General features: G+C 35.7%; 7 protein-coding genes and 1 pseudogene. 3 read left to right on the top strand and 5 right to left on the bottom strand.

What is annotated here, in order from left to right:
• Positions 1-454: 454 nt before the first annotated feature.
• Entirely contained in the window at positions 455-4,579 is a 4,125-nt protein-coding gene (locus MR041_RS15415; protein WP_242095147.1) for a hybrid sensor histidine kinase/response regulator transcription factor, read from the bottom strand.
• Positions 4,580-4,836: 257 nt separating this feature from the next.
• Here MR041_RS15415 and MR041_RS15410 point away from each other — a divergent pair, with 257 nt between their 5' ends.
• The 3 genes from MR041_RS15410 to MR041_RS15400 all read left to right on the top strand — a co-directional run bounded on the left by MR041_RS15410 (position 4,837) and on the right by MR041_RS15400 (position 9,075).
• On the top strand, positions 4,837-6,729 hold the full coding sequence (locus MR041_RS15410; RefSeq protein WP_242095146.1) for a glycosyl hydrolase: 1,893 nt from the start codon (positions 4,837-4,839) through the stop codon (positions 6,727-6,729).
• Between the two features lie 294 nt (positions 6,730-7,023).
• Entirely contained in the window at positions 7,024-8,454 is a 1,431-nt protein-coding gene (locus MR041_RS15405; RefSeq protein ID WP_242085565.1) for a sulfatase, read from the top strand.
• Positions 8,455-8,625: 171 nt separating this feature from the next.
• Positions 8,626-9,075: a sugar-binding domain-containing protein gene (locus MR041_RS15400; protein ID WP_242085564.1), complete on the top strand. Its 450-nt coding sequence runs from the start codon at positions 8,626-8,628 to the stop codon at positions 9,073-9,075.
• 17 nt (positions 9,076-9,092) lie between these two features.
• Here the strand turns inward: MR041_RS15400 and MR041_RS15395 are convergent, their stop codons facing one another.
• The 4 genes and pseudogenes from MR041_RS15395 to MR041_RS15380 form a co-directional block, all read right to left on the bottom strand.
• Positions 9,093-10,544: a sulfatase gene (locus MR041_RS15395; protein ID WP_242095145.1), complete on the bottom strand. Its 1,452-nt coding sequence runs from the start codon at positions 10,542-10,544 to the stop codon at positions 9,093-9,095.
• 226 nt (positions 10,545-10,770) lie between these two features.
• Positions 10,771-12,375 (bottom strand): sulfatase family protein, encoded by a 1,605-nt coding sequence (locus MR041_RS15390; protein ID WP_242085562.1) that lies wholly within the window; start codon positions 12,373-12,375, stop codon positions 10,771-10,773.
• A gap of 38 nt (positions 12,376-12,413) precedes the next feature.
• Positions 12,414-12,563: a hypothetical protein gene (locus tag MR041_RS15385; protein ID WP_242085561.1), complete on the bottom strand. Its 150-nt coding sequence runs from the start codon at positions 12,561-12,563 to the stop codon at positions 12,414-12,416.
• Positions 12,564-12,803: 240 nt separating this feature from the next.
• Positions 12,804-13,412 (bottom strand): annotated as a pseudogene (locus tag MR041_RS15380) (sulfatase/phosphatase domain-containing protein); the annotation flags it as partial.
• Positions 13,413-13,551 lie beyond the last annotated feature (139 nt).

Below are 13,551 nucleotides of genomic sequence, written 5' to 3'. Positions count from 1 at the left end.
AAATCAAGATGACAACGTTCAAACCTTCTATTGTCAGCGATTACGTTTTATATTGACTGTGCTCTCCAATATACCATCAACCGATATTTCACTAGATGTTCTAGAAATAACCTTAACCGTGGCAACGACTTTGTTCTTTATGAACCAATGTCCGATGATACAGTTTAATATGATATCCCTGGAACAGAGTTTTTATAAAAAGAGGGATGTACGGATAAGGACCGCATTGAAAGCGTTATTCACAAATAAAACATAGGAAAGATGTAATTGGGAGCATTTTTAAAAGGAGATATCAGGTCAATGCACCACAATCTCCCAAGCTCGATTTGAATATTAATATATTTAAAATCCAAAATCCCATTGCAAGAGTCTCGCAATAATCAATACCTCTGTAATAGAGAGTAAAGAATCATTCTGATTAGAGCTAAAGGCTATTTTTTTAAAATGAAAACCACTACCCGGAGACTTCCCTATTTGTGGATTCTTTACTAAATTTAGAAGGTGAGGCTCCAAATTGATCCTTAAAACACTTTCTGAAATATTTTAAATCGTTGAATCCTACGGCATAGCCAATCGAGCCAATATTATCGTGCTTATTCAAAATCAATTGGGCTGCTCTCTTGATGCGGATGGATCTCACAAAGGTAGACGTATCCTGCCCGGTTAAGGTTTTTATTTTTCTATAGAGTGTCGAAGGGCTGGTTGCTAATTTATCGGCTAAAAATTCTCTGTTTAAATTTTCATTCAGGAGATTTTCCTCGACTATTTTCATAGCATTATTAATAAACTCCTCATCATGGGAGGTAGCTTCGACATCCGTTGGTTGCAGGGTAATTTTCTTTGAAAAATATTCCCTTAGTTTTAACCTGTTAGTCAGTAATCCCTGAACCTGCACTTTTAACAGGGCTGCATTAAATGGTTTAGTCACATAGATGTCAGCTCCATAGCTATAGCCCTGCTGTTGAAATACTGTGCTGGTTCTTGCTGTTAACATAACGATTGGTATATGCATGGTTTCCTTAGTTTTTCTAAGATTCTTGCATAACATAAGACCATCGACTTCAGGCATGGCCAAATCTGTAATTATAATATCAGGTAAATGCTTTAATGCTTTTTCAAAACCTATCCTGCCGTTTTCCGCTTCCATGGTATTATAAGTGTCCATGAAAAGCGTTTTAATAAAGTTTCTAATATTGGCATTATCCTCGACGATCAACATACTTGGAAGTTGGTCATCACGGGTTTTGACAACATCATTTTGAAAGCTCACCACTTTTTCGACTGTATAGTGAACAGGATCTTCAGCTTTTTTGAAATCCGTAATAAAATCTTCCATCGCGAAGTGGTTATTCCCCAAAGGTAATTTCACTATGAATTCACTACCCTCGCCCTCCTCACTTTCTACCTCAATAAGGCCTTTATGTAATTTTACAATACTTTTTACCAAGGCTAACCCAATGCCCGTACCTAAAAGACTGGAAGAATTTGTATTAGAAATTTGATAAAACCGATTAAAAATTAACTTTAAACCCTCCTTCGAAATTCCAGTGCCATTATCTTTTACGGAAATCATGCAATAGCCCAATGGAAACTGATTGCTTTCGTCCTTGTTATTTGAGGTGCTCACTGTCAACACAATTTCACCATGATCTGGAGAGAATTTAAAAGCATTGGATAGGAGGTTGCACAGGACAATTTCCATTTTTTGCCTATCATAGGTTAGAGGTGTCATGACGCCTTCAGCATTAAACTGAAAATTTATGTTTCTGCTTTCGGCTAACTCCAAAAAAGAAAGGTATATTTCATAAGCAAAGCTCTGAAAATTGCCTTCGGCTACTCTCAATTTCATTTTACCACTTTCAACTTTTCTAAAATCCAGTAATTGATTTACCAAATTTAAAAGCCGTTGTGTGTGGTAGTAAACAGTCGATAGATGTCCTTTTCTTTGATTCTCATCCAGAGTGTCATCCATCATCATTTCCACAGGTCCAGAGATTAAAGACAGCGGTGTTCTGAATTCATGAGCAACATCGGTAAAGAACTGGGTTTTCAATCTAATGAGTTCTTCTTCCTTTTTCCTTTTTAATTTAGATATTTCTAGTTTGTTTTTTAGATTATGCTCCCTTTCAATCACGAGCTTAAATAAGTATAATAACCCTATAAATATTAAAACATAGAGCACTAAGGCTTGCCACGTTTTCCAGAACACAGGCAATACGGTGATCTTTAAACTAGCTGCTTGTGTCTCCTTCTGTATGTTTTTATTGATGGTCTTAACTTTGAAGATGTATTCACCGGCATCTAAATTCGAGTAGGTTATTTGGTTTTCATTAGTGGTTGTGTTCCAATCGGAATCAAGCCCTTCTAACATATAATTATATGAATAGTCATAACTCGAAAGGAAGTCTAAAGCGGCATATTCTAAAGTGAGTCTATTATTATCATGAGACAAAATAATTTCAGTATTGTATTCAATAGCCTTTTCTAAAACAATATTTTCATCATCTGTTGTGCCTCCAGAAATTTCCTGTCCAGATACTTTTAGGCCTGTTAACACGACCGGCGGTATTTCGGAATTCCCAATGGTCTCCGGATCTAAAATGTTAATTCCATAGATACTGCCAAAATATAATTTCCCATTTGATCCATTTACTGCAGAATCTTCTAAAAAAGTGTTTGACAATAATCCAGAGTTCGTATCATAATTATAAAACAGACCATCTTCTTTGTTAAATCTGGAGACCCCTTTATTCGTGCTAACCCATATATTCCCGTTGTCGTCTTCTAAGATAGCATGTATATAACTGTCTAGTAATCCATCTTTTTCTTGATATAATTTAAAGATGAATTTATCATTACCTGCTTCAATAACTTTATTCAGTCCATTCGGGGTTCCTACCCAGAGTGTTCCGCTTTTGTCCTCATGCAAACAAATAATAATATCACTACTCAGTGTTCCCGTTTTCCCATGAATTTTATTAAAGGTCTTGAAATTATCAGAAATAGAATTATATAATTTTAATCCTTGATAGGTTCCAACCCATAAACGCTCTTTGCTATCCTGTAAAAAATCACTTATCCTCTGGTTATTCAGGTATTTTTTAAAAGATTGGGTTTTCGGGTTTCCGGAATTTAAAGATTTTCTTAGCCCTCTTTGTTGTGTGCCAATCCAAAATGTACCATCCATGGTCTGAAATAATTTTGTGATTTTTGTGAGGTAATGTTCTTCAGAGGTTACATGGTCTTTAATTTTAATTGGAACAATAGAAAACTTGGCATCATGCTCTACTATTTCATACAGACTTGTTACGTTTGCAAGCCAGAGTGAGCTATCCCTTGCCTGGTAAATTTCCCGGACATGATCTTTTTCACCGACCAGGAGATCGGGCTTGAATTGAGGCACTACTTTTTTAAAGGACGTGAGGTTGTCTTCACTGTAATAGACATTCTTATCCCCTTTTAATCCAACCCAAATATTGTTTCTAAAATCCTTTTCAATTTTCCAAACAGGTTTATTTGGCAAGTTACTACTTTGAGTACTTTCAAATTGATTCTCCTTTTGTGCTACTTTGCAAACACCTCCATTAGTGCCAAACCATAAAATTCCGAGATCATCTTGAAATATATACAAGACTTCATCATACAATTCTGCTGCACCTCTATTATGGTTTTTACCAAAACTGAAGGCGTCAAATTCTTTAGTTTGTGGATCAAAAATAAGAAGACCATTCCCCCAGGTCCCTATCAGCATGCTACCATCGCTTATCTGCTCTATATAATATGTGTTTCTTAAATCGACATTTGGATGATCCTTATATTGGGTAAAGGTATTTTTGTTATTATCGTACTCCAAAACTCCCTCAGACCATGTAACAAAATATATTAAATTGGTCCGTACATCTTCAGCAATGGCGTTAAACTCTAAATTTCTACCATCAAAACGGATATGTTTAATTTGGTGCCCTTTGGATGAAAAGAGATAAGCGCCATTATTTGTAGCCACCCATATATTGCCATTTTTAGATTTTAAAATGTCATTGATCTTTAAATCACTTAAAAAATGACCCAAAAGTTCTCTCTTTTGGTTAAGGATATAAAATCCATTTTGCCATGTCCCCAACCAAATTTCCTTAGAATCTGCCTCTTCTATGGCAACGACTCGTTTGTCGCCAAGAGGCAAAGAATCAGTTTCAGATCTTACTTTTGGCAGCTGTTCGAATTTATGAAATTCCGGATTGTAACGACTAACACCATTGGACTTGGTCCCTATCCAAATATATCCATCGCTATCCTCAAATAATGTTTCAATCGAGTTATTTATAAGGCTATTGGAATTCTCTATTTTGTTTCGAAAAACTTTTATGGTATTCCCATCATAGCGATTTAAACCTCCGCGGGTACCTATCCATATAAAGCCCTTCTTATCCTTAATTATAGAAGTTACTTCACTTTGAGAAAGTCCATTATCGGCATTAATATATTCTGTGTTGATAAAATCCGTAAAAATTTGGGAATACGAATCGAATATGCTAACCAGCGATAGCAACAGAAAAAGCAACCATAATTTTCTATTTATCATAATTATAATATCCAATTTTCTGCTATAATAGTTTGATAAATTAACGCAAGAATAGCTTAAATTTTTACTAAAGTGAAACAATTTTTTAAATTAATGTAATAAAAGCCTCAATATAAAGATTTAATTGACAGTTCAAGAAGCATGACCTCTAAGTTACCCTTTATTGAGTAATTTATACCCTAAAGGGCATATAACATGATTATATATTTGTACGAGTTCAGGGCTTAATCTTTTCAATAAATTAAGCAGTCACTTTTATGAAAAAGGAATTTATAATCTTAATTATTCTAATGACTTTGTTTCAGAGTTATTCGCAGCAGTTAACATGGACAGGGTTTGCTGCCAACAACGATTTTTTTGATGAAACGAATTGGAAAGATTCAATGACTGACCTACCACCGGAAATCGGAACAATAGACGCTGATCAACCCATAAATATTGATCTTGAAATAAGCGATTCTAGTCTGGAAGTTATTTTGGCTTCCGGAATCATTAATTTAGGATCCGGAACACTTTCTATAACATCTTCAGCCTTGGAAGCTGATGCATTGTCATCTGGTCATGTAATTATAAATAGTAACGCATACCTAAACCTCAGTCATGCCAGTCCTTTTCAAAATGGTATAGCAATAGATTTTACCTCTGATATGGGTTGGATTAGGACTTTAAACAAAAATCCCCAATCCATACTTAATGATCATATAGGTCAGATCACCGTAAATGGTGCGGCCGCTAATTATCAAACTAATCTTCGATTGGATAATTACTACGCCATAGGTACTGTTATTAGAGGAAATAATTTGTCATCTGATGCACTGACGATTTTCGATGACGCCTATTTAACTGGTCAATCTGCTAATCTCTCGATAGGCGATGTTCACAACGGAGTTAGTCTTCCTAACCATATGGAAAATAAAATGGAATCTTTCCTTTTGAAGAAAGGCTTTATGGCAACCTTTGCCGTAACCGAGGATGGCACGGGTAAAAGTAAAAATTATATCGCTTCAGAAGAAGATCTAATTATTAACGAATTACCAAACTATCTGGTCAATAATGTCTCATTTATTAGAGTTGTGCCTTGGAACTGGGTTGCGAAAAAAGGTATTGGTGGTATTTATGATGAAATGGATCATACTTGGTACTATAATTGGGGAAACGGAAATACTTCGCGATTGGCAACAGAATATGCACCTATGGCTTGGGGTTATGGAGGTGCCAATGATGACGGTGACATTGCAAATTATAAATCAAAATATAAAGTCACTCATGTACTGGCTTTTAATGAATCTGACAATTGTGAAGATCAGTCCGGACAATGGAATAACTTATGCAATACGGATGTCGCCGTAAATACCTACAAAAATTTAATGAAAACAGGACTGCGATTGGTGTCTCCAAATTGCAGAGAAAATGCACCTTTTGGTTGGCTCAAAGAATTTCATGACAAAGCCAATGCACAAGATATCAGAATAGATGTTATTGGGGTACATTGGTACGATTGGGGGTCAAGTCCGAAAAATTCTCCAAATGCCGATCCTCAACAGGTGTTTAATAGATTTAAAAATTACTTGCAAAGGGTATATGATCTATATAAGTTACCGATATGGATTACAGAATTTAATGCCAACCCCAACAGATCGACCGCTACCAATTATGGCTTCATGCAACTGGCTTTACCATACTTAGAAACTCTAGATTATGTTGAAAGATACTGCTGGTATCAACCCAATTCGGATGTTGCAGATTATTATACAGTTGCTAATCAAACAACCCTCACCGACGTTGGATATTTTTACAACAATCAGAACTCAACACCAGCTATACCGGAGGCTACGGTCTCGGCAGACAGCAACTTGGATATTTATTATGCCAGTACTTTGTCTAATACCAAAATGACTGTAAGCGATACGTTAATATTTCCAAATCCGTGCGATGGTATATTTACAATAAAATCATCCTTTCCGATGGATTCCCTTACAGTATTCGATGTGAACGGAAAAATAGTAAAGAAAGTGTTTAATTTGAAGTCGAACCAATCAGAAATTAATTTAAAAGATCAAAAGCAGGGCCTTTATCTTGTGATAATAAAGGATACTAATGGCAATACCTTTACAGAAAAATTGATTTCAATACCATTGAATAACCATTAACAATAAGAGGATATGGCTCATTATCATTTTAGCCTCCTGTCTTAAAACTTTAATAGAACCGTAACGCATGTAAATTATTGCAGTCGACATCTACAATTACCTTGCTTACATGTGCAAAAGAATGGTTATGATCAAAATTAGATATCTGTAATCAAAACGATACTGAATATGGGAGCTTATCTTTAGCATTAATAGAAAATGAGTATTTACTATTTTAGCACAAGTAAAAATGAAATTCATTACATTACACAAGACCATACCTTTCTATTTTAATTATGCCATAAATTATTGATTATGTTAAAAAAAGTTCTAATGTTTATTATGCTTGCAGTCATATCAGCCATGGCGAAAGCACAGGAAATAGCAAAGCCTAATGTCTTATTTATAGTCGTGGATGATTTGCGTCCTGAGTTGGGTTGTTATGGGAAATCTCAAATAATTTCCCCTCATATTGACAGGTTGGCGGCATCCGGTATGATTTTTAATCGGTCCTATTGCAACATACCGGTTTGTGGTGCCTCCCGTGCCAGTCTGCTCTCCGGTGTGCGTCCAAATCGATATCGCTTTGAGGATGCCCATATAAGCCAGGATAAGGATTTACCCGGAGTAGTTAGTCTCCCCATGCATTTTAAAAATAATGGATACTACACCATATCCTTGGGGAAAGTATATCATAAAAACCCGGATGGAGTTGGTAGTTGGAGTATTCCGCAGTGGCGACCAAAGGGGGATTGGAACGGTTGGCAAGAATATATTACTCCGGCGTCTCTTAATCAAAGCGTTAAAACTAAATGGGGCATTAATGGTCCTAGCTTTGAGGCTCCGGACGGGTCGGATCATATTTATGGTGATGGCATGATTGCTGATGAAGCCATTCGACACCTGGGGAATTTTAAGGAAACAGGTCAAAGATTTTTTCTTGCTGTTGGATTTAGAAAACCACATCTGCCGTTTAATGTACCGAAGAAATATTGGGATATGTACAATATTGATAACATACAATTACCCGATAATATGTATAAACCTATTGGTGCACCCGACATAAGTATGCATAACTTTAAAGAATTAAGGGAATATACCGATGTGCCTGATGAAGGCTCAATGGAACAGGACTTTATGAAGAAATTAATTCACGGGTATTATGCTTCGGTGAGTTATGTCGATGCGCAAGTGGGCAAAGTTTTAAACGAACTCGAGCATTCTGGTCTGGCCCAAAATACCATTGTCATTCTTTGGGGCGATCACGGTTGGAACCTTGGTGAGCACGATTTATGGGTCAAACACTGCAATTACGATAACGTATTACGTACGCCCTTAATTCTATATGTTCCGGGACAAAAGGGTAATGTTAAAACAGATGCTTTGGTAGAATACGTTGATATTTATCCGACCTTATGTGATTTGGCAGGCCTATCTAAGCCGTTTCATTTGCAAGGCAAAAGTTTTGCGCCTTTGGTAGCTGAGCCTGATCAATCTTGGAAAGAAGCTGTATTTAGCCGTTGGAAGACGGGTGAAACCATCATAACGCAAACATATACCTATACCGAATGGTTTGACGATCATACAGGAGAAAGAACAGATCGAATGTTGTATAATTTAACCACAGATCCGGATGAAAATGTAAATATTTCTGAAATAAAAGAAAATAAAAGTTTGGTCAAAAAATTATCCGCAAAGCTCGCTGATCATATAAAACAAAGAGATTTTATCCAGATCAAAAATTGACACTTGAAAGCGAATATTACATAAAAATAATAAACATTTAAATATCATCATGAGTAGATTATTACTTCTTTTGTTTGTGATGTCCATACTAGCTTGTTGTACTACTGAAACACCATTAAGAAAGATAAATTCTTTTAACGATCAATAGTTATTCAAAAAACTGAGGATTCGTTGGCTTCAACAGTGGCGTATAATGATTCTAATTGGAGGCCATTATCTGTACCTCATGATTATGTGATTGAAGGCCCTTTTAAACCTGATTATAATCTTAGAACTGGTGGTTTACCTATTTCTGAACACGCCTGGTATCGAAAATATTTCACTATTGATGGGATTGAAAAAGACAATGTTGTAACTCTTGAGTTCGATGGTATTATGAACAACTCTACCATTTTTATTAATGGTAAAAAGGTATATCACAGACCCTACGGTTATATCGGCTCTCAAATAGATATAACGGCCTATATCAATTTTGGTGGAAATAATATCGTTGCTGTAAAAGTTAATCCTGAAGATTTATCTGCAAGGGGGTATCCCGGTGCTGGAATATATAGAAATGTGCGGTTCGAAATAAAAATTCCTGTTCATGTAAAACATTGGGGCACTTATATTACAACTTAGCCACAATAGTCTATTTATCATTTTTCTTCACCTACATTAGGTCTGTATTTTTCCCTTTCAAAGCCCTCAACACTCCAGGGAACAATATCCTTTTTTATAAGTGGTGCCTCATGTTTTGGTAAATATTTTGCCAATTTCGCCTTTTGTTTTTCATATTCCGGTTTATTAGCTAAATTATACCATTCGTTTTTATCATTTTCGTGCGAATACAACTCTTCGGAACCATCAAAATATCGAATATATCGCCAATTATTGCTTCTAACAGCATAATTCCCTCTTCCCCATGAAGTAATAGCAGGTTCTCCGGTATGTTTCTCGGGTTTCTTAAGTAAAGGAACCAAACTAGTTCCATTGACATATTCCGGTATTTTCAGATCTACGAGTTCGCCAAGTGTTTTATAAATATCAATCAAAGAAACAGGTTGAGAGCAATCTTGCTTATTCTTCATTTTTATACGAGGATCATAAATAATAAACGGAACACGAGTCGCTTCTTCCCACAAAGTGAATTTCTTAAAACTCATTTTCTCTCCTAAATGGTATCCATGATCTGACCAAATTACAATAATAGTATTATCCGCATAAGGGCTTTTTTCCAGTTCATCCAATACACGACCAATGTTATAATCAGCCCACGAAATACAAGCAAGATAAGCACGTCTCACTTCATTCCATTTGTTTTCTTTATAGTAAAAAGAGCCGGACTTTTTCATCTCTCTACCCACTTTTGGTATATCATCCAGATCATTCTTCAAAATTTCAGGCGAAGCAACTTCGTCTGGTAAAGCATCAAAAAACCGTACAGGAGCATCAAATGGTAAATGTGGCTTCACAATCCCGACTGCTAAAAAGAAAGGCTTTTCGTGCTTTTCTTTGAGAATATCAATACCATAAGATGCTACTTGGTGGTCAATATGCTCCTCGTCCGGATTTAGAGTTGCTCTAAATGACATCTTTCCTCCTTTACCATGATGATACCCCAAACCTTCTTTAAATTGTTTTTTTATCGGTTTTGATTTAAAATATTCAGTCCATTCACGTTCATCATTAAAACTTCCGTGATGAATTTTACCGGCTCCATAAGTCGAATATCCGCTCTCTTTCAGGAAACGCGGTAAACTTATATACTTATCTGCCAGCTCATCATGTATTCCAAGCTCATAAAAAGGGTATAAGCCCGAATTAAATGGCTCAATTCCAAACAAAAGAGCATTCCTGCTTGGCGAACAAGCTGGCGCCGGACAATGTGCATTTGTAAAGCTTATTCCTTTCTTTGCCAGCTTGTCCAGACTTGGCGTTATTGCATCAGGATGGCCTCCTAAAAAGCCGGTCCAGTCATTCATATCATCAATTGCGATGAATAAAATATTTGGTTTTTCGCTTTTTAACATATCTGCTTTTCTTTGTGCGAAAGCAAAAGATGCAAACAAAACAAAAGCGATTACAAAGAAATTCTGTTTGATATTCATAAGTTTTATTTTTTAAATTTTAATTTATTATGATTTTTTACACACTGTCTTTATAAGCTGCTGTTACTTTCCTGTCAAGTTATAAGAAATTAAAGCGTTCTAAACCCCTTAATTTCAATACTGTATCGGCTAATGCTTTTCATAGGATACATTGTTGTGTTTAGTAATTTATCGATTATTCACATATTGTCCATATAAGTGTTAACTTTTAAATATGTAAATATTATTATTTTTCAACGAAAGGAGGTTTTTCAAAAGTCTGACCGTCTCCACTAACCCGAGGGTCTCCAGTGGCTTTTAGATTATCTATAAGACGTTTATGGAGTTTCTTCTGCACGTCTGCGTATTCTATCTTATCTGCAACATTATAGAGATAATCAGGATCTTTTCGAAGATCGTACAGTTCCTCCATCGGCCTTTTTCCAAAACCCAAGAGCCAATGCATTTCCCATTCTTTTTGTTTACGATTCTTAATCATCCATGCTTTTGTGGGACTGGCATCCAAATCTGAATAAGAAACAGATGTATTATTTTCCAACTCTGCAAAAGACGGTTCAGAACCTGTTCCATCAAGTCCAAAAGGAGTACCCATTGGCTCTCTGTCAGGAGCAAAATTTATGATATATAAAAAATCCTTAGTACTAATTGCTCTTTGAGGATAAGGTAAATTTCCCTCTCGGGCTTTAGCAACATGGCGTTCTCTGCCTACAATCACATAATCCCGTGTAGAATCAATAAGTCCGCTTTTATCAGACTGGAGCAGAGAGACAATACTTTTGCCAGTCATGCATTCCGGAATTGGTTGGTCCGCCAGTTCAAGGAATGTGGGTGCCAAATCCATCAAATTAATAAAATCATCTACATATCTGCCTGCAGGAGCATGTCCTGGCCATTGCACAAGAAGAGGAACCTTTGTGCCGAAAGGATAAAGATTGCATTTACCACGTGGCATACCAGGAATACCATGATCGCCACTAATTACAATAATGGTATTTTCCCTCTCTCCCATAACTTCTAATTCTTTCAGAAACAATTCCAGAACAGCGTCTAAAGCCAGTACTTCACCGAGATAGTCAGTCATATCCTCCCTCACTACATGCACATCGGGTAGAAATTCAGGCATCTTTCCTTTAAGGCTATCAGGTTCTAATCCCCATAACATTTTCCCCGAACCTTTGACCCATTTTCTGTGGGTGTTGGTAGGACCAAACCAATAACAAAATGATTTATTGTCCTTACGATCGGCAATAAAATCTCTGAAATTCTGAATGACTTCCTTATAGATTTCAGTCTTTGCTTCATCAATTAATTTACCTCTCGCAACCATTTTGGTTACATTTTGTGAAAAATTGTTGAATCGTCTTCCCGCATTTGCATATTCATACTTTTTTCCACCATAAGGAGCATCCTTGGGAGTACCGGGACTCCATACTTTATAAGTGTAACCAATATGATATCCGGCATCTCTTAACAAAAGAGGATAACTTGGAATATTCGAGTCCCACTTTGCTCCCGTAAGAATAGCACCAGTACCAGTACGATAAAAGTATTGCCCTGAAAGTAAAGAACTACGACTGGGAGTACAGGAAGGAGATGTTACATGGGCATTATTAAAAATCACTCCTTTTTTTGCGAACTGGTCAATTGTAGGAGTTCTAAATGACTGATTGGGTGGAAAAGAATTATATACACTCGCATATTCACCCCAGTCGTCTGCGAAAAAAAAGAATATATTTGGTGGCCTTTCTTCTGATTTATTTTGAGCAAATAATATTGAAGGAAATAGTATAATGACCATCAAAACAACTCTAATTCTTTCTTTTATACTCATAATGCATCTTTTTAAAATTACACAAGATTTAATAATTATTAAACACAACGCGTGTGAATACGCAGTGCAAGCTTAACATCTACAGATTTTTCTTTTACTTCTAATTTAACGATCTCAAAATATTCAAATATTTCTTCTGGTAAAACCAATTTTATTAGTTCGCGGAAATAATCATTTTTTGGGTTCATAATGTTAAAGATTTTGGTAACAGATAAACAAATTATTACAATTCCCTCAACTTTTTAAAATGATCCCTTATAATCTCCTGGACGAATTGCGCAATCAGCTTTCATCCCTGTCTACTCATGGTAATGAGGATAGTTCCAATAAAGATTTCGATTAAAATAAGGTTTCTTTTTGACTATGAGCTAAATGAGTTAAAAACAATAGTATTACAACCAAGCAAGGTGCTAATTCGTTTTTCATAATCAATGTTTTTTATTTTCTTTTGTAATTTCAATAAAATGCTTATCCAGCTCTTCAGAGTCTTTATATTTAACACGTAGTTCTGTCAGCTTAATTTTGAGTTCGTTTACAATATCATTGTAATCAGGATCATCATATATACTATTCATTTCCTGTAGATCTTTTTTACGATCATATAATTCCCGTTCATCAACATCGTGATAAAAGTGAACCAACTTATATTCTTTGTTTACTATACCATAATGCCGTTTTACTTTATGTACACCGGGATACTCATAATAATGGTAATATACAGCATCTCTGGTCCAAAGTTTATTATTCCCCTTTAGTAATGGCATCAGACTTTCGCCTTGCATTGAAGCTGGAGATTTTATTTGTGCAGCCTCTAAAAAAGTTTGTGCAAAATCTAGGTTCTGCACCATCTCATCACAGGTGGCACCTGCTTTAATTTTATTTGGCCAACGAATTAATAAGGGGGTTTTAAACGATTCATCATAAATAAACCGTTTATCAAACCAACCATGTTCACCAAGGTAAAATCCCTGATCGGAAGTATATACAACAATTGTATTTTCAGATAATCCATTCTCATCCAAATAATCTAATACCCGACCAACATTGTCTGTGTAGCGTCAGCTAAATGTTTACCAGTTAAGGAATAAAGTTAAGTAATAGATTATTAACTTGAAAGCATGCTTTCAAGGCTTTATTACAAACCTTAAAAAGTAAACATTATGGCAAAGAAGAAAT

The organism is Aestuariivivens sediminicola, from assembly GCF_022662015.1.
Classification (GTDB): domain Bacteria; phylum Bacteroidota; class Bacteroidia; order Flavobacteriales; family Flavobacteriaceae; genus Aestuariivivens; species Aestuariivivens sediminicola.
The sequence above is the reverse complement of the archived record's forward strand: the minus strand, read 5'-3'. Positions and strand labels throughout refer to the sequence as shown.